The sequence below is a fragment of the Thalassococcus profundi genome (assembly GCF_003344785.1).
Classification (GTDB): domain Bacteria; phylum Pseudomonadota; class Alphaproteobacteria; order Rhodobacterales; family Rhodobacteraceae; genus Puniceibacterium; species Puniceibacterium profundi.
Window position 1 is genome coordinate 426212 of sequence record NZ_QPMK01000001.1, and the last position, 17446, is coordinate 443657.

Annotated in this window: 19 protein-coding genes; 9 read left to right on the forward strand and 10 right to left on the reverse strand. The window is 66.1% G+C overall.

The window, feature by feature from the left end; all coding sequences use genetic code 11:
* Window positions 1-75 precede the first annotated feature (75 nt).
* Complete coding sequence (gene crtD / locus DU478_RS01940) at window positions 76-1650, forward strand: 1-hydroxycarotenoid 3,4-desaturase CrtD (RefSeq protein WP_114509235.1); 1575 nt, start codon at window positions 76-78, stop codon at window positions 1648-1650.
* A complete protein-coding gene (crtC, locus tag DU478_RS01945) occupies window positions 1617-2486 on the forward strand; it encodes a carotenoid 1,2-hydratase (RefSeq protein ID WP_114509323.1) in 870 nt (289 codons plus the stop codon). Before crtD ends, crtC begins: the two co-directional genes overlap by 34 nt.
* Here the strand turns inward: crtC and tspO are convergent.
* From tspO to DU478_RS01960, 3 genes are read right to left on the reverse strand one after another with little or no spacing between them, the layout of a single operon-like run.
* Window positions 2483-2941: a tryptophan-rich sensory protein TspO gene (gene tspO, locus DU478_RS01950; RefSeq protein WP_114509236.1), complete on the reverse strand. Its 459-nt coding sequence runs from the start codon at window positions 2939-2941 to the stop codon at window positions 2483-2485. The two genes, crtC and tspO, sit on opposite strands and share 4 nt — an antisense overlap.
* Before the next feature lie 5 nt (window positions 2942-2946).
* Window positions 2947-3990, reverse strand: coding sequence for a 15-cis-phytoene synthase (gene crtB / locus DU478_RS01955; RefSeq protein ID WP_114509237.1), 1044 nt, complete (start codon window positions 3988-3990; stop codon window positions 2947-2949).
* Window positions 3987-5510: a phytoene desaturase gene (locus DU478_RS01960; RefSeq protein ID WP_407703143.1), complete on the reverse strand. Its 1524-nt coding sequence runs from the start codon at window positions 5508-5510 to the stop codon at window positions 3987-3989. The genes crtB and DU478_RS01960 overlap by 4 nt, the downstream gene beginning before the upstream one ends.
* 146 nt (window positions 5511-5656) lie before the next feature.
* Between DU478_RS01960 and crtA the strand changes: the two genes are divergently transcribed.
* From crtA to DU478_RS01985, 5 genes are read left to right on the forward strand one after another with little or no spacing between them, the layout of a single operon-like run.
* Window positions 5657-6364, forward strand: coding sequence for a spheroidene monooxygenase (gene crtA / locus DU478_RS01965; protein WP_114509239.1), 708 nt, complete (start codon window positions 5657-5659; stop codon window positions 6362-6364).
* A complete protein-coding gene (gene bchI / locus DU478_RS01970) occupies window positions 6361-7365 on the forward strand; it encodes a magnesium chelatase ATPase subunit I (protein ID WP_114509240.1) in 1005 nt (334 codons plus the stop codon). Before crtA ends, bchI begins: the two co-directional genes overlap by 4 nt.
* Window positions 7362-9041 carry a magnesium chelatase subunit D gene (locus tag DU478_RS01975; protein WP_114509241.1) on the forward strand — a complete coding sequence of 560 codons (1680 nt, stop codon included), beginning with the start codon at window positions 7362-7364 and terminating at the stop codon, window positions 9039-9041. The genes bchI and DU478_RS01975 overlap by 4 nt, the downstream gene beginning before the upstream one ends.
* Window position 9042: 1 nt before the next feature.
* Window positions 9043-9909: an alpha/beta fold hydrolase BchO gene (gene bchO, locus DU478_RS01980; protein ID WP_114509242.1), complete on the forward strand. Its 867-nt coding sequence runs from the start codon at window positions 9043-9045 to the stop codon at window positions 9907-9909.
* Window positions 9910-9960: 51 nt separating this feature from the next.
* Window positions 9961-11172 (forward strand): MFS transporter, encoded by a 1212-nt coding sequence (locus DU478_RS01985; RefSeq protein ID WP_114509243.1) that lies wholly within the window; start codon window positions 9961-9963, stop codon window positions 11170-11172.
* Between the two features lie 7 nt (window positions 11173-11179).
* Here the strand turns inward: DU478_RS01985 and DU478_RS01990 are convergent, their stop codons facing one another.
* From DU478_RS01990 to DU478_RS02000, 3 genes are read right to left on the reverse strand one after another with little or no spacing between them, the layout of a single operon-like run.
* Window positions 11180-11773 carry a Smr/MutS family protein gene (locus DU478_RS01990; protein WP_114509244.1) on the reverse strand — a complete coding sequence of 198 codons (594 nt, stop codon included), beginning with the start codon at window positions 11771-11773 and terminating at the stop codon, window positions 11180-11182.
* A complete protein-coding gene (gene mltA, locus DU478_RS01995) occupies window positions 11770-12771 on the reverse strand; it encodes a murein transglycosylase A (RefSeq protein ID WP_233501081.1) in 1002 nt (333 codons plus the stop codon). Before mltA ends, DU478_RS01990 begins: the two co-directional genes overlap by 4 nt.
* A gap of 41 nt (window positions 12772-12812) precedes the next feature.
* Window positions 12813-13472, reverse strand: coding sequence for a Tim44/TimA family putative adaptor protein (locus DU478_RS02000; protein WP_114509246.1), 660 nt, complete (start codon window positions 13470-13472; stop codon window positions 12813-12815).
* A gap of 119 nt (window positions 13473-13591) precedes the next feature.
* On the opposite strand from DU478_RS02000, the gene DU478_RS02005 reads away from it, so the two are divergent.
* Together DU478_RS02005 and secB are read left to right on the forward strand one after the other, a co-directional pair.
* The gene (locus tag DU478_RS02005; protein WP_114509247.1) at window positions 13592-14101 is read left to right on the forward strand and encodes an FxsA family protein; all 510 of its coding nucleotides are present in this window, start codon (window positions 13592-13594) and stop codon (window positions 14099-14101) included.
* Window positions 14102-14158: 57 nt separating this feature from the next.
* Window positions 14159-14668, forward strand: a complete 510-nt coding sequence (gene secB, locus DU478_RS02010) for a protein-export chaperone SecB (protein WP_114509248.1) — start codon at window positions 14159-14161, stop codon at window positions 14666-14668.
* 4 nt (window positions 14669-14672) lie between these two features.
* On the opposite strand, the gene dnaQ is transcribed toward secB, so the two are convergent.
* The 4 genes from dnaQ to DU478_RS02030 are packed head-to-tail and all read right to left on the reverse strand — an operon-like array spanning window position 14673 to window position 17374.
* Window positions 14673-15359 carry a DNA polymerase III subunit epsilon gene (dnaQ, locus tag DU478_RS02015; RefSeq protein ID WP_114509249.1) on the reverse strand — a complete coding sequence of 229 codons (687 nt, stop codon included), beginning with the start codon at window positions 15357-15359 and terminating at the stop codon, window positions 14673-14675.
* Complete coding sequence (gene coaE, locus DU478_RS02020) at window positions 15352-15948, reverse strand: dephospho-CoA kinase (protein WP_114509250.1); 597 nt, start codon at window positions 15946-15948, stop codon at window positions 15352-15354. The genes dnaQ and coaE overlap by 8 nt, the downstream gene beginning before the upstream one ends.
* Window positions 15945-16778, reverse strand: coding sequence for a shikimate dehydrogenase (locus DU478_RS02025; RefSeq protein WP_114509251.1), 834 nt, complete (start codon window positions 16776-16778; stop codon window positions 15945-15947). Before DU478_RS02025 ends, coaE begins: the two co-directional genes overlap by 4 nt.
* Window positions 16775-17374, reverse strand: a complete 600-nt coding sequence (locus DU478_RS02030) for a Maf family protein (protein ID WP_114509252.1) — start codon at window positions 17372-17374, stop codon at window positions 16775-16777. Before DU478_RS02030 ends, DU478_RS02025 begins: the two co-directional genes overlap by 4 nt.
* Window positions 17375-17446 lie beyond the last annotated feature (72 nt).

A 17446-nucleotide genomic window follows, 5' to 3' on the forward strand; every position in this document is an offset into this window, starting at 1 on the left:
GCAATGTAAGTATTGTTAGACAGCTAAGTGTAAATCATACTGGACAGGTTGCCTTCGCGAGTCAACAATCCAGACATGGCAACGCCGACGGCATCCGACCGAGACCGTCCCGCCGGGCCGATCGTAGTGATCGGCGCGGGCATCGGAGGTTTGTGCGCTGCGCTTCCGCTGGCCCATGCCGGCTATGACGTCACGGTGCTGGACCGGCACGGGCATGTCGGCGGCAAGATGCGCCAGGTGAACGGCGTCGACGCGGGACCGACGGTTCTGACCATGCGCGACGTCTTCGACGACCTCTTTGCCGTGGCAGGCACAAGGCTCGAGGCGCATGTGACCCTGTTTCGGCAGGATATCCTGGCGCGGCACTGGTGGCCGGATGGCGGCACGCTCGATCTCTGCGCCGATCGGGCCGTCAATGCCGAGGCCATCGGGAAACTGTCAGGCCCGCATGACGCCCGCGCCTTTGCGGCCTTCTGCAAACAGGCGGAGACACTGTTCGACGGGTTCCGCGATCCGGTGATGCACAACCCGCGCCCGGCTTTCAGCGGCCTTGCCGCGCAGGTCCTGCGCGCGCCGAGACTGCTGCGCGCGATGGCGCCGATGCGCAGCCTCGCGGGGCTACTCGATCACAGCTTTTCCGACCCGCGCCTGCGGCAGCTTTTCGGGCGTTACGCCACCTATGTCGGAGGGTCGCCCTACCGATCACCGGCGCTGCTGGCGCTGATCTGGCAGGCCGAGGCTGCCGGTGTCTGGTGTGTCGAGTGCGGGATGCAGGCGCTGCCCCGTGCCATCGCCACGCTGATCCAGGCGCGCGGCGGGCGTATACGGCTGAACGCGCAGGTCGAAAATATTCTCACCGACGGTCACGGCATCGCCGGTGTGACCCTGGCCGATGGCGCCGTCCTTTCTGCCCGCCACGTGATCTTCAACGGCGATCCGCGTGCACTGGCCAAAGGTCTGCTCGGGCGCGAAGTGGCTTCGGTCGCGCCACAGACCGTGCGCCTGCCGCGCAGCCTCTCGGCCAATGTCTGGGCCTTCGCCGCCCGGCCGACCGGGCCGGAACTGGCGCATCACAACGTGTTTTTCTGCGCCGACCCGAGAGCCGAATTCGACGCCATTGCCAGGGGCCGCCTGCCCGCCGATCCGACGCTCTACCTCTGCGCGGAAGATCGCGGCAAACCGCAGTCGCCGCCCGGCGCGGAGAGATTCGAGATCATCGCCAACGCGCCTCCCCTCACCCGACATCGGCAAACCGCCGAGGAGACAGACAGATGCCACCGTCAGACCTTTCGGACGCTGGCCCGTTTCGGGCTGCACTTCGACCCCTCGCCGGCGGCCGGCACGCTCACGACGCCGGAGATGTTCGAGGCGCTGTTTCCGGCGAGCGCCGGATCGCTTTACGGGCAGAGCCCGCACGGGATGACCGCCGCACTGGCCCGACCGGTGGCGGAAACGGCCATTCCGGGCCTGGTGCTGGCGGGCGGCGGGGTGCATCCGGGCGCGGGGGTGCCGATGGCGGCGCTTTCCGGCAGGCACGCGGCCGCGGCGATTTTGGCGGGCCGAACTTCGCCCTCGCCGTCCCGCCCAACGGCTATGCCTGGTGGTACATCGACGGGATCAGTGCAGACGGAAAGCGCGCCGTCTCGGTGATCGCCTTCATCGGGTCGGTGTTTTCGCCCTGGTATCGCTGGTCCGGGCGGCGCGACCCGGAGAACCACGTCTGCATCAACGTCGCCACCTACGGACCCGGCGGACGGTTCACCATGACCGACCGTGGCCGATCTGCCTTGCGCCAGACGCAGGACAGCATGACAGTCGGGCCGTCGGGCCTGCACTGGGACGGAAGACAACTGGTGATCGACATCGACGAGGTGTCGGCCCCGCCGATCATTTCCCGCGTCCGCGGCCAGATTCGCGTGACGCCCAGCGCCGTGACCGACCGCGAACTGTTGCTGACACCCGACGGCGCGCATGTCTGGCGGCCCTTCGCACCGGTGTCGTCGATTTCGGTCGATCTCGCGGCACCCGGCTGGCAATGGGACGGCCACGGGTATTTCGACGCCAATTTCGGCACCCGGGCGCTGGAAGAGGATTTCGCCTATTGGACCTGGGGACGCTACCCGGCGCGCGGCGGCAGCACCTGTTTCTACGATGCCGTGCGGCGTGACGGCACCGAACTGGGCGCGGGCATACACTTCGGCGCGGATGGCACGGCAGAAGAAACTCCCCTGCCCGACAAACGCCCCCTGCCCCGGTCGCTCTGGACCGTGCGGCGCGTGACGCGCGGCGATCCGGGCACACAACCGCGGCAGGTGATGAGCATGCTGGATGCGCCGTTCTATTCCCGCGCGATGGTGGAAACGACGCTGGACGGGGAAAAAACAACGGGCGTGTTCGAAGCGCTGGACCTGCGCCGCTTCGCCTCGCCCCTGCTGAAGCCGATGCTGGCGGTGCGGGTGCCCCGGCGGGCGCGGTGGACGTTCTAGGCTTTGTCCGGGTTGCGCCGGAGGACCGAGGCGTTGAGCGCGCCGGCAATGCTGACCCACACAAGGTAGGGCACGAAGAGCGCACCGGCGATCCAGTCCACCTGCCACAACGCAAGCAGTGTGGCGGCCACGGACAGCCACAGCGCCGACAGCACGATCAGACCCAGTTTCAGACGTTTCAGGCCGAAGAAGACCGGCGTCCACAATCCGTTGAGCGCGATCTGCAACGACCAGAGCGCCATGGCGATGCTACTGTCCGGCGCCAGCGCGGCGCGCGCTCCCGCCGTCGCCATGCAGATGTAGAGCGTTGTCCAGGTGACCGGGAACACCCAGTCGGGTGGCGTCCAGGACGGCTTGTCCAGCTTACGATACCACTCCCCGGGCGGGAACAGCCCGCCGGTAGACCCGGCCGCGAAACAGGCGCCGAGGAAGATGAGGAACAGGATCCAGAACATGGATATCAGTTAGAGCGCGCCTGTGGTGTCATCAAGGCCTCGCGTCTTTCCCGATCCATTTCCGCAAGGCGCCCAAGAGCGTCGATAAGGCCGTCCTGCCGCGTCCAGCGCCTCGGTTCACGCGTCGCGGCGGCATCGACAAGGAACGCCACCTCGTCAATGGGTCGGGCATAGAGCACCGCGGACCGGGGCATCACCGCCGTCGTCGCCGTGCGCGTCGCGGCCAGCATCAGCCAGCCGATTTTTTGCGCCTTCGAAGTATGCGCGCGGGTCGAGATCGAATCGTAGCCCACTTGCTGCACCTCGCGGCCGATCCCGGCATAGATGTGCCGCGCGGCGAAGATGCCCGGACGGCAGGAGATCGGCAGCGCTGCGATCCCGGCTTCGGAGCGGATGTAGAGCCGGTTCGCCTCCATCACCAGCTGCTTGGTCATCTTGCGGATGGCGCGGGTGGGTTTCGGATTGGCGAGGAATGTATCGACGTCGATCCCGGCCTCGTCCAGCCAGTCGGTCGGCAGATAGAGCCGCCGTTCCAGCGCATCCTCGCCCACATCCCGCGAAATGTTGGTCAGCTGCATCGCCACGCCAAGGTCGCAGGCCCGCGCCAGCGCATCGGCATCGCGCACCCGCATCAGCACGCACATCATCGCCCCCACGGCAGAGGCGACGCGGGCGCAATACCCGTAAAGCTCCGGCAAGGTCGCATAGCGCCGCCCCATCGCGTCCCAGGCGAGACCTTCGAGCAGGGCTTCGGGCAGGGCGCGCGGCATGTCGAAGTCCTCGACCACGGCGGCAAAGGCCCGGTCGGGGGCGGTGTCGCGGGGCTGCCCGCGATAGACGAGATCCAGACGCTCCTGCAACGACAGAACGGCGGCCGCCTTCTGCGCCTGCAGATCCACGGCGTCATCGGCGAGGCGGCAAAAGGCATAGAGCGCCAGCGCCGGATTGCGGACCTTGGCCGGCAGCAACTTCGACGCCGCGTGAAAGGACAGCGACCCGTGGCGGATGGCCTCGGCGCAGGCCTCGATATCGGCGTCGCGCAGGGTCATGCCACGGTCTCCGGATCGGGGACAAGCTGGCTCAACACTTCCGCCGAAGAGATCACGCCGGGCAGGCCCGCGCCGGGATGGGTGCCTGCACCGGTGAGGTACAGGCCCTTCACCTCTTCCGACACGTTGTGCGGGCGGAAATACGCGCTTTGCAGGATGCGCGGTTCGATGGAAAAGCCGGTGCCGTGCGGCGAGAGATACCGGGACCGGAACTCCTCTGGCGTGAACACCTCTTGCGCGGTGATGCGGTTGCGAAATCCCGGCAGAAGCTGGGCGTCAAGCACGTCGCTCATCTTGTCGAGGTAAGCGGCTCTTTCGCTCTCCCAATCCACGGGATTCTTGTGACCGAGGTGCGGCACGGGGCTCAGGACATAGAAGGTATCGTCGCCCTCGGGCGCCACGGTCGGGTCGGTGACGCTGGGCCGGTGGACATAGAGCGACATGTCGTCGGACAGGGTGCCGTTGATGAAGATGTCGCGGACGAGGCCCTTGTAGCGTGGGCCGTTGAGAATGGTGTGGTGGCCCACATCCTTCCACATTCCCGCCGTGCCCTTGGTGCCGAAGTACCAGACGAAAAGGCCCATCGACCACCGCGCCTTTGCCAGCTTCTTCGGAGTCCAGCGGCGGCGCGGCGTGTTGCGCAGCAGGTGATCGTAGGTAAAGCCCGCGTCGGCGTTGGACACCACGACGTCGGCGGTTACGATCTCTCCGGTGGTCAGCTTCACACCCTTGGCGCGGCCGTCACGGACGAGGATTTCATCCACCTCGGTTTCATAGCGCAGCACGCCGCCCTGGTCGGCGATCACGTCCGCCATTGCCTTGGCAATCGCGGCGACCCCGCCCATGGCGTAATGCACCCCGAATTCCTTTTCGAGGTGGCTGACGAGGATATACATCGAAGTGACGTTGAACGGATCGCCGCCGATGAAGAGCGGATGGAAGGACAGCGCCATGCGCAGGCGTTCGTCCTTCACGCGGCTGGCGGCATGGGCATAGACCGACTTGTCGGCGCGCAGCCAGGCAAATGTCGGCAGGACCGCGATCAGGTCGCGCAGCCGGTGCAGCGACCGGCGGCCCAGATCCTCGAACCCGAACCAGTAGCGGCGTTCGCTATCTTTCAGGAATTTCTCGTAGCCGGGCAAATCGTTGGGCGACAGGCGCGCCACTTCGGCCCGCATGGCATCGGTGTCTTGCCGCGCGGTAAAGGTCGATCCATCCGGCCAGCGAATCTCGTAAAACGGGTCGAGCGCGCGCAGGTCCACGTCGGCGTCGAAATCCCGTCCGCAGGCCCGCCACAGCTCGCGGAAGGTCTGCGGCACGGTGACGATGGTCGGACCGAGGTCGAACCGGTGGCCGTCCTTCCAGAGGCAGGAGCCGCGCCCGCCCGGCACATCCAGCCGGTCGATCACCGTCACCCGATATCCGCGCGCACCCAGCCGCATGGCAGAGGCAAGACCCCCGAGGCCGGCCCCGACCACCAGCGCGTGGGGCGCGTCTTTCTGACCGGCAAGGCCGCTCAGCCGCGTGTCGAATTTTGTCATCATACCTCCACGCTACAGGTGTCAACTTAATCTGACAATGCAAACCGGAAGCTCCGATACGACACGCGACACTTTTCATCGCGCGAGCTCCGTGTCAGACTAAGTTTACACTTCGCCGAGGTCACATGCAGATCGTCAGCCTGTCCTTCTTTCGTTTCGATGCTCCGCTATCGCGGCTCTGGGCGCTTGCGATGATGGGTGCTGGGCGAATCGACATGGCCCGGATTCCCGGAATCGGGTTCTGGAAGCTCTGCGGCTCCGGCACTGGCGAAGGTTTCACGCCCGTGCCCAACACCACCGTCTACGCGATCCTTGCCACATGGCCCGATGCGCAGACAGCGAAGGATCGGATCGCCGGGACGCGGCTGTTTCAAAGGTATCGTCATCGCGCCGACGAACACTGGACGCTTTACCTCACGCCGATCTCGGCGCGGGGCGCGTGGTCAGCACGCACGCCCTTCGATCCGCAGGACGACCCAAGGACCGGCCCGATCGCCGCCTTGACCCGCGCGACGATCAGGCCACGCACGGCGCTGAGCTTCTGGGGCAGGGTGCCGGATATCAGCGAGGTGATCGGCACCGACCCCAACGTGCTGTTCAAGATCGGCATCGGAGAAGTCCCCCTGATGCACCAGATCACCTTTTCGATCTGGCCCGACAGCGGCAGCATGGCACAATTCGCCCGCCGCGACGGCCCCCACGCCCGCGCCATACAGGCGGTGCGCTCCGGCGATTGGTTCCGCGAAGAGCTTTACGCCCGCTTCCGCCTGCACAGCGAAGAGGGGGCTTGGGACGGCCTCAGCCCACGCATTCTCAAGGACACAGCCGCATGAGACAGCCCTTTCCGTTTTCCGCCATCGTCGGCCAGACCGAGATGAAGCAGGCGATGATCCTGACCGCCGTCGACCCCGGCATCGGCGGGGTGCTCGTTTTCGGCGACCGCGGGACCGGCAAATCCACCGCTGTCCGCGCGCTGGCCGCGCTACTGCCGCCGATTCGGGCGCTGGTGGGCAGCCCGACCAACGCCGCCACGGCGGAGGATCACCCGGACTGGGCGGAACCGGTGTCGGGCAAATCCCATGACGTGCCGACGCCGGTGATCGACCTGCCGCTGGGTGCGACCGAGGATCGCGTGGTCGGTGCGCTCGACATCGAACGGGCGCTGACGCGCGGGGAAAAGGCGTTCGAACCGGGGCTCTTGGCGCGCGCAAACCGCGGCTATCTCTATATCGACGAGGTGAACCTGCTCGAGGATCACATCGTCGACTTGCTGCTTGACGTGGCGCAGTCGGGAGAGAACGTGATCGAACGCGAAGGTCTGTCGATCCGCCATGACGCGCGCTTCGTACTTGTCGGCTCCGGGAACCCCGAGGAAGGCGAGCTGCGGCCGCAGCTGCTGGACCGGTTCGGCCTGTCGGTCGAGGTGCGTTCGCCGACGGACATCGACGAACGGGTCGAGGTCATCCGCCGCCGCGCCGCCTTCGACACCCAGCCCGAAGCGTTTCTCAAGAAATGGCGCGCCAAGGACACGAAAATCCGCAAGGCAATCCTTTCGGGACGCGCGGCACTAGGTTCGGTCGAAGCCTCCGATGCCGCCTTGCGCGACTGCGCGGAGTTGTGCGTGGCGCTGGGCTCCGACGGGCTGCGCGGAGAATTGACGCTGCTGCGCACCGCCCGCGCCCTTGCTGCCTACGAGGGCAGCGATGCCGTGACCCGCGACCACCTGCGGCGCGTGGCGCCGATGTCGCTCAGCCACCGGCTGCGCCGCGATCCGCTGGACGAAGCGGGGTCGGCATCGCGGGTTCTGCGCACCGTCGAGGACGTGTTTGCATGATGCAGGACCGGCTGGAGGCATGGATCACCGGGCATCTCGCCCTGACCCTGCTTGCGGTCGATCCCGTCGGTCTGGGCGGTCTGCACCTGCGCGCCCGCGCCGGTCCGGTGCGCGACGCCTTCCTGTCGCGGATGCCCCCGGCGCTGGCACCGCGAAGGATCACGCCCGATATCGACGACACGGCACTGTTCGGCGGTGTCGATATCGCCGCGACGCTTGCGGCGGGCAGGGTGATCCGCTCTACCGGCCTTTTGTCTCGTCCCGGCACGCTGATGCTGACGATGGCCGAACGCTGCGGACCGGGGCTGGCGGCACGGCTCGCGCAGGCGTTGGACAGCGGGGCAGAACAGTCTCTGATCCTGCTGGATGAAGGTGCCGACGCGGATGAGCGCGCGCCTTCAACACTGACCGAGCGGCTGGCCTTTCGGGTCGATCTCGACGGGCTGCGCGCTCAGGATCTGGCGGAACTGGCCCTGGGCGATCCGGAGATCGACGCGGCCCGGACGCGGCTCTCCTCTGTGACCCTTCCAGACGAGGCCATGATCCTTCTCACCGAAACCGCGGCGCGGTTCGGCATCGGGTCGTTGCGGGCGCCCTGGCTCGCCTGTTGCGCCGCACGCGCGCATGCGGCGGTGTCGCACCGCAACAAGGTGGGCGAGGACGATATCCAGATCGCCGCGCAGCTTGTCTTTGCCCATCGCGCCACAGTCATCCCGCAAGGCGACGAGGATGCGGCAACCCCGCCGGAACCGGAACACGATGGCGACTCCGGGCAGGACAGAGACATATCCGACGATCTTCGGCTGCCACAGGACATGCTGATCGACGCGGTCAAGGCGCTCCTGCCGCCCGAGGTGCTGGCCGCCTTGTCCGTGCCGCGGACGGCACCGGCGGGCAAGGGATCGGGCGGCGCCGGGCAGAAACGCAAGGGCAACCGGCGCGGCCGCCCCTTGCCGTCGCGCAAAGGCCGGGCCGATGGCCAGAACCGTATCGACCTCATCGCGACGCTGCGCGCCGCGGCGCCTTGGCAACCGCTGCGGCGAAAGGCGCAACCCGACGCCACCGGTCTGTTGATCCGTCCGTCGGATATTCACGTGAAACGATACCAGGAGCTGTCCGACCGGCTGGTGATCTTTGCCGTCGACGCCTCGGGCTCTGCCGCCATGGCTCGGCTGGCCGAGGCCAAGGGCGCGATCGAGCTCATGCTCGCCGAAGCCTATGCGCGCCGGGACCATGTGGCGCTGATCACCTTCCGCGGCGACGGCGCCGAACTTGCGCTGCCGCCAACCCGGTCGCTGGTGCAGACCAAACGCCAGCTTGCCGGGCTTGCCGGCGGTGGCGGGACGCCGCTGGCGGCGGGTTTGCGGATGGTGGCCGACCTCGCGCAACGCGCACAGGGGCAGGGGCTCTCGCCGGCTTTGGCTTTGCTGACCGACGGGCGCGCGAACGTCCCTCTGCCGGGGCGCACAGGCCGCGCTGCGGCGGCCGAGGATGCCTATCTGATGGCCGGGCTGGTGGCGGCGATGAACATGCCGGGTGCGGTGATCGACACCGCCATGCGCCCGCAGCCGGACCTCGCGAAGCTGGCGCAGACCTTGCGCGCGGCCTATGTCCCCCTGCCTCGGGCCGATGCGCAAGGCTTGTCCCGCGCGATCGGCACCGCGCTGGAGGGATAGGATGGACCCCGCCCGCGACCTGGCGGACTGGCCGAACAGCGACCTGTCCCGGATGATCCGGGTGCGCCCGCACGACTGGCACGTACAGGAAACCGGTAGCGGGCCGGTGGTTCTGCTGATCCACGGCGCTGGCGGGTCGAGCCACAGCTATCGCGACCTGATCCCGCTTCTGGCGCAGAGGTTCCGCGTGGTGGCGGTCGATCTGCCGGGGCACGGATTCACCCGTCTGGGCACCCGCCACCGGTCGGCGCTGGACACGATGGCACAGGATCTTGCCGCACTGTGCAGCCACGAAGGCTGGTTGCCCGCCGCCGTCGTCGGGCATTCTGCCGGGGCGGCGGTGGCGCTGCGGCTGGCGCTCTTGCAAGAGCTTCGGCCGAGGATCGTCAGCCTGAATCCGGCGCTGGAGCCGTTTCGCGGCCTCGCCGGCCTGACCTTTCCGGTCGTGGCGCGGATGGTGGCGATGACACCCTTCATCGTCGACCTGGCGCTGAAGCAGATGGCGACGCCCGAACGCGTGTCGCGGCTCTTGCGCGGGACGGGGTCGCGGCTCGAACCCGAAGGCATCGCGCTTTATGCGAGACTGTTTCGCGACCGTGACCACGTCGACGGGGTCATGCTGATGATGGCGCAATGGAAGCTTGACGGGCTGCTCGCCGACCTGCCGCATGTGGACACGCCCTGCCTGTTCCTGACCGGCAGCAACGACGCCACGATACCGCCTGTGATCGCGGTCGACGCCGCGCGGCGCATGCCACGTGCCGAGGTGCAAAGCCTCGACGACTACGGTCACCTGATGCACGAGGAAGCACCCGATGTCATCGCGGCGCGGATCGTGGATTGGCTGAAAAGCGCATCCAACGCCTAAGCTGTTGCGATTCCGCTTGAAGCCGCCCCGGCACAGGCAGAAACAACCGGCATGCAGGTTTTTCAGTTTCTTCGGTCCAATGCTCAATGGCTCGCCGCCGGCGCGCTTCTGAGCTTCCTGTCGAGCTTCGGCCAAACCTTTTTCATCTCGATCTTCGCGGGCAAGATCCAGGATGCCTTCGCGCTGAGCCATGGCGACTGGGGCGGAATCTATTCCCTGGGCACGACCGCATCGGCGGTCGCGATGGTCTGGGCCGGGGGTCTGACCGACCGATACCGGTCGCGGGCACTGGGCGCTTTCGTGCTGACCTTCCTCGCGGCTGCATGCCTCTTCATGGCGTTCAACACCAGCGCCTGGCTCCTTCCGCTGGCGATCTTCGCCCTGCGCTTCGGCGGGCAGGGAATGACCAGCCACATCGCGGTGGTGTCGATGTCGCGCTGGTTCATCGCCACGCGCGGCAAGGCGCTGTCGATCGCCGGTCTGGGCATCGCCGTGGGCGAGGCGCTGATGCCCGTCACGTTCGTGTCGCTGCTGCTGATCTTCGACTGGCGGATGCTCTGGGTGATCGCAGCACTGGTGGCTTTGGCGGGCATCCCGGTTCTCTGGCGCCTGCTGCGCGAGGAACGCACCCCGCAAAGCATGGCCGAGATGGACCAGTCCGCCGGCATGTCGGACCGGCACTGGCGGCGACCCGAGGTGTTCCGGCACTGGCTGTTCTGGTTCATGGTGCCGGCTCTGCTGGGACCGCCGGCCTTTGCCACGGCGTTCTTCTTTCACCAGGTGCATTACACCGAGGTGAAGGGCTGGGCACTGTTGTCTTTCGTCGCGATGATCCCGATCTTCACCGGCGTCGGCGTGCTGTCGATGGTGTTGTCGGGCATGGCGCTGGACCGGTTCGGCACGGCGCGGGTGCTGCCGTGGTTCCAGCTGCCACTGGTCGCGGCCTTCCTGCTGTTTTCGGCAGCCGGGTCGCTTTGGACGCTGGCGCTTGGCTTCGTCTTTCTGGGCATGACCCAGGGCATGCAGCAAACGCTGCCGAATGCCTTCTGGGCCGAATTCTTCGGCACCCGCTACCTGGGCTCGATCAAGGCGATGGGGGCGGCCGTCATGGTCTTTGGCACGGCGCTGGGACCGGGGTTGACCGGCGTGCTGATCGACTGGCAGGTCGGGATCGAGGCGCAATACATCGGCATTGCCGCCTATTTCGTCTTCACCACGGTGATGATGCAGATCGGCGTGCGGCGCGCGGCGCGGCTGCTGTGATCCGCGCCTACCGGTCGCGGCGCAGGTAGACGTAATAGGCGCCGCTGCCGCCGTGGCGGATATGCGCTTCGGTCACCTGCAACACGGCCTGAGCGACCGGCGGCATCCGCAACCACACCGGCACCTGCTGCTTGAGCACGCCGCGGCGCATCGGCATCGGATCATAGGGGTCTTCACGCTGACCCTTGCCGGTGATGACCAGAACCAGCCGCAGACCGCGGGTGTAGGAGGTCAGCACGAAGCGGATCAGCGCCGGGTGCGCCTGATCCAGCGTCATGCCGTGCAGGTCGATCCGCGCCTCCGGCGCCAGCTTGCCCCGCTTGAGGCGGGTGTGCGCCTTCTTGTCCATGCGCACCGGGTCCTGTGCAAGACGTTGCGAAGTGCTGCGTGGCGTGGGCAGGGTTTCGCTGCGCGGAGATTTTGCGCCGATATCGAAGCGGGGCAGGGTATCGGGTGCCGTTTTGCCAGTTCGTGCCGTATCAGTGACGGGTTTTTCGGATTTTGCGGCGAACGGATCGGGGCGCTTGTCGAGCTTTTGCGTCGTCTTCGCCACCTGCCGCCAGAGATCGAGCTCGTCCGGGCGAATCTTGCGCCGGGTCATTGTTCACTTTCCGGCAAGAGCGCATAGGCGCGTTGGATCGGCATGAGGACGACCATGCGACCGGGATCGCGCAGGGTTCCGGCGATCCGCCCGGCGTCGTCGCCGCTGCCGATGAAGACGTCGGCGCGTTGCGCGCCCTTGATCGCCGAACCGGTGTCCTGCGCGATCATCAGGCGACGCATCGGATCGGCGCCGTCCTTTTCGATCCAGACCGGCGCGCCAAGCGGCGTGTAGGCGGGATCGACGGCAATGGTGCGCATCGCGGTGATCGAGCGGTTCATGGCGCCCAGCGGACCCTTGTCCGCGGGCACCTGGCTCACCTCGCGGAAGAAAACGTAGGACGGGTTGTGGAACAGCAGCTCTTCGCCGTCGGCCGGATTGCGGCGTACCCAGTTCTTGATCACCTCGGCCGAGACCTGGTGCGGCTGGTAGATGCCGCGGCGCACCATTTCCTGCCCGATGGACCGGTAGGGGTGCCCATTGGCGCCGCCATAGCCGACGCGGATGTATCGCCCGTCGGGATAGCGCACCCGCCCGGACCCCTGGATCTGCAGGAAGAACAGTTCCACCGGGTCGTCGACCCAGGCAATCTCCAGCCCGCGGCCCGACAGGGCGCCGCCGGCCAGGATATCGCGGCGGCTGAGCCACGGGGTGGCGGCGCGCGCTTCGGGCGGCATGGCATAGATCGGATGGCGATACCGCGCCGTCGGCACTGGCGAGCCGTCGAGTTCGGGTTCGTAGTAGCCGGTGAACAGACCCGCTTCGCCATCGGTGATCATGACCGGACGGAAAAACAGCTCGAAGAACTGGCGGGCATCCCTGGCATCCGCCGCGACGGCGCATAGCGTGACCCAGTCGGGATCGGGCATGTCGCCGCATGTGTTGCGAAAGACGTCGAGGGCAGCGGCGTGATCGTCCATGGCCCAGCCGTCGAGGTCCTCGAAGCCCAGAATGGCAAAAGACGGGCCGGTGTTGGCATCGGCGGCGGCTCCGGTCATGGCCAGAATCCCCGCAGTCAGCGCAACACCGAGCCGTCCGATCATTCGCCGGTGGCGACGAGCTGCCAGTTCGGGTCGTCGCTGCCCATGTGACGCGCGAAGGTCCAGACATCTTTCTGTTTCTTGGGCGACGTCGGGCTGCCCTCGATCACCTCGCCGGACCGGTCGCGGACCACGGACGTCAGTTCGCCGACGAACTTGACGGTCAACTCTGCCAGCCGGGTGTCGTCGTCGAAGGTGGCATCATGGAGCGACATCTCGCGGATGCCGACAAACTCCGCTTCGATGGTGAGGCCCTGCGCTTCGCGGGCCTCGACCACCTCGGCGAAGGTTTCGTAGACATCCTCGCTCAGGAAGGGCTTGATCTCGGCCAGTTCGCCACGCTCGAACCCCATCAGGATCATCTCGTAGGCGCCGCGTGCGCCGCCTAGAAAATCCGCCACGCCAAAGCTGGGTTCGGCCCGTTTCATCTTGGCCAGCGCCTCGGCCTCGGGACTTCCGGCGGGCACGTGGTCGTTGATGTCGTGATCCGGCCCCCCCTCGATCACCTCGAAGTCGCGGCGCGGTGCGTTGGCGGGACCGGGGGCGGGGGCGGGCGGTTTTTCGTACCCGTCGCGCGTGCCGAGGACGCTTTTCAGACGCAGGATCAGGAAAACGGCGATCCCGGCCAGGACCAGCAGTTGCAAAATCGGGGAGTTCATCGGGACCTCACGTTGGGGGCATGCGTTTCATTCTTGCGCTTACGTTCTTATGTAGGTGCTAGGAATGGACGAGTCCACCTAGGCCGGCGTGATACGCCCCAGGATGAAGGAGAGAAAAAATGTGGTTGTTTGTAGCGTTCCTGGCGGTACCGCTGATCGAAATCGCGCTCTTCATCCAGGTGGGCGGCCTGATCGGGCTTTGGCCCACGCTCCTTGTCGTGGTGCTGACCGCCATCATCGGCACCTGGCTGGTCCGGACGCAGGGTGCCATGGCGATTAACAACATCCGCAGAACATTCGGAGAATTGAGCGATCCGACGGAACCTCTGGCACATGGGGCGATGATCCTGATTGCCGGGGTGCTTCTGCTGACGCCGGGCTTTTTCACCGATGCGCTGGGTTTTGCCTTGCTGATGCCGCCTGTGCGGGTCGCGGTGTTCCGCTACCTGCGGAAGCATGTGAAGGTGCAGCGGTTCGAGATGGGCAGCGGCCCGTCGTCGCAGGGACCGCGCGGGCCGCGCCGCGGTCCCGTTCATCCGCGGGACGGCGACGTGATCGAAGGCGAATTCGAGGAACTGCCGCCAGAAAAGCGACCGACGCACCCCGGTTCCGGCTGGACCAAGCATTGAGGCCTGAAGATCATGCTGCTAACAGTTTTGCGACCGTGATCCCAAGGGAGTGACCCAATGTCCGATACCACCACGAACGGGGCAGCCGACGCAGCCCAGGCGCCGCAGATCAAGATGAACGTCCTGGCGCAATTCATCCGCGATATGTCGTTCGAAAATATCCTGGCCCAGAAGGGCACCGGCGGCGAGACGCAGCCGGACGTCCAGGTCCAGGTCAATCTGGATGCGCGCAAGCGGACGCCGGATCACCAGTTCGAAGTGGTGATGAAGCTCAAGGTGGACAGCAAGGCCAAGGGCAGCGGCGATCAGCTGTTCCTGATGGAACTGGAATACGGTGGTGTCTTCCACATCGAGAACGTGCCGGACGAGCAGATTCATCCGTTCCTGCTGATCGAATGCCCGCGCATGCTGTTTCCCTTTGTGCGCCGGATCGTCGCCGACGTGACGCGGGACGGCGGCTTCCCGCCGCTGAACCTCGAGACGATCGATTTCGTGTCGCTGTACCGCAACGAGATGATGCGTCGTCAGGCGGCCACGGTGCCCGCGGACGATTCCGCAAGCGCCTGACCGGTCAGGCTTTCCATAGGGATTTTTCCCCGAGCTTTTTGACAAAGGCGGCATGCGCCGCCTTTTCCGATTCCGTGATCCGGGGCGGCAGCGGTTCGGGCCTCTTGTACGGGCGCCAGTCCGCTGCACCTGTCTCGGAAGAACTGCGGCCCTGATCGACATTCAGGCCGAAATCCGGCTGCTTGCCGCCGATCAACTCAAGATAGACCTCGGCCAGAATCTCGGAATCGAGAAGCGCGCCGTGCAGGGTCCGCGCAGCGTTGTCGATGCCGAAACGCCGGCAGAGCGCGTCGAGCGAGGCCGGCGAGCCGGGAAATTTCTTGCGCGCGATGGCGAGTGTGTCGACGGCCTGGTCCATCGGCAACTGGCGCTTTTTCAGCCAGCCGAGTTCGGCGTTGAGAAACTTCATGTCGAAGCTGGCATTGTGGATCACCAGTTTCGAATCCTGCACGAACGCCAGAAAATCATCGGCAATCTTCGCGAAGACCGGCTTGTCGCGGAGGAAGTCGTCGCCGAGGCCGTGCACCTCGAAGGCTTCCTGCGGCATGGTGCGTTCGGGGTTGATATACTGGTGATAGGTGCGGCCCGTGGACACGTGGTTGAAAAGCTCCACCGCACCGATTTCGACGATCCGGTCGCCGGATTCGGGATCGAACCCGGTGGTTTCGGTGTCGAGAACGATTTCACGCATCGGCCAGCCGCCTTTCGATATCCGCCATCACATCCTGCACCCGGGCGCGGGCATGCTCAAGCGTGTCGGTTTCGATAACGTAGTCGGATCGGGCCCGTTTTTCGGCGATCGGCATCTGTTTGGCAAGGATCTGCCCAAATTGGTCTTCCGACATCGTGCCGCGCGCGAGAACGCGTTTTCTCTGGACTTCGGGTGCAACAGAGACACATGCGACGGCATCCATCTCGGTTTCTGCGCCGGTCTCGAAGAGCAGGGGAATGTCGAAAACGCAGATCGCGTCCGCATGGGCTGCGGCAAAGGCGGCGCGATCCTGCTGCACCAGCGGATGCACGATCTCTTCGATCCTGCGCAGCGCCGTCGGGTCGGCGGAAATGATCTGGCGCAGCCTGTCCCGCGACACGGCGCCGGTCGCGTCGATGGCATCGGGGAAAGCGGCACGCAAAGGCGCGACAGCCGCGCCTCCCGGCGTGTAGAGCCGGTGCACCGCGGCATCCGCGTCCCAGACGGCGCATCCGGCGTCTGCGAACATGGCCGCCGTGGTCGATTTGCCCATGCCGATGGAGCCGGTGAGACCGAGACGGAACGTCATCTCAGGACGGCGGCGCGCAGAGCCTCGTCGACCTGCGGACGCTGGCCGAACCAGCGTTCGAAGCCGGGAACCGCCTGGTGCAGCAGCATGCCCAGACCGTCGACAACGGTGCATCCCTGTTCCGCCGCAACCCGGAGCAGGCGGGTTTCGAGCGGGGTATAGACCAGGTCGTTCACGACCGTGCCGGGGCGCAGGCCATCCAGCGGCACGCGCATTTCCGGCTTGCCGACCATGCCGAGTGAAGTGGTGTTGATGACCGTCGCGGCATCCTCCATCACGTTGCCGGCCTGGACCCATTCGACGACCGTGACCCGGTGGCCGAAATCGGTGCGCAGCTTGTCGGCTCGGATGCGGGTCCGGTTGCTGAGCAGGATCTGCGGCACGCCGACATCGAGCAGAGAGGCGATGACGGCGCGCGCGGCACCGCCGGCGCCCAGCACGACCGCCGGCCCGGACGCGGGCGCCCAGTGCGGGGCGGACTGGCGCAGGTTTTCGATGAAACCATAGCCGTCCGTATTGTCCGCATGGATCTTGCCGTCCTTGCGGAAGATCAGCGTGTTCGCGGCGCCGATCAGCGTGGCGCGGTCGGTGACCAGATCGGCGAGCTCCATCACCGTTTCCTTGTAGGGGATGGTGATGTTCACGCCGACGAAGCCAAGTTCCGGCAGCATGGCGAGCGCCTGGCCGAGCTTTTCCGGCGCGACATCCATCGGCACGTAGTGACCGGCGAGCCCGTATTTCCGCAGCCAGTGTCCGTGCAGCCGGGGCGATTTGGAATGCGCTATGGGAGAGCCGATCACGCCGGCGAGGGGAATGCGGGTCAGGCTCATGAGGCGAGCTCTCCCTTGAGGATGAGGTGGTTCATGAATTCGAGCAGGGGCAGGCCGAGGATGGAAAAATGGTCGCCCTGGATGCGGGAGAAGAGACGCACTCCTTCGCCTTCGATCTTGTAGCCGCCGACGGAGCTTTGCACGTCCGGCCAGTTTCGGTCGAGATAGCCCTCGATGAAGTCCCGGGACAGGCTGTGCATGGTGAGGCGCACCACGCCGACATGCCGCCAAGTGGGTTGTCCCGCTTCGACGATCACCGCCGCGGATAGCAACATGTGGGTTTGCCCGCTGAGCCGCGAAAGATGCTCGAAGGCCTCCTCGCGGTCGGCGGCTTTTCCGAAGACCGTGTTGCCGAGCGCCAGGACCTGGTCGCAGCCCAGCACCGTCGCCTCGGGGTGTTTGTCGCTGATCTTGCGGGCCTTGAGTTCGGCAAGGGTGTCGGCAATGTCGCGGGGCTTGGCCTCCTCGGCCTCGAGCGCCGCGCGTACGGCCTCTTCATCGATTCGGGCCGGATCGATTCGGTGCGGGATGCATGCCTGGGTGAGCAACTTCGCCCTGATCTCGGAGCCGGAGGCCAGAATGAGCTCTTGCGGCATGTGGAAAAACCCGTTGAAAAGCCTGGTGGCCGACTGGCTACCGTTCTGAGGAAAAAGCCCCGTCATTGCAAG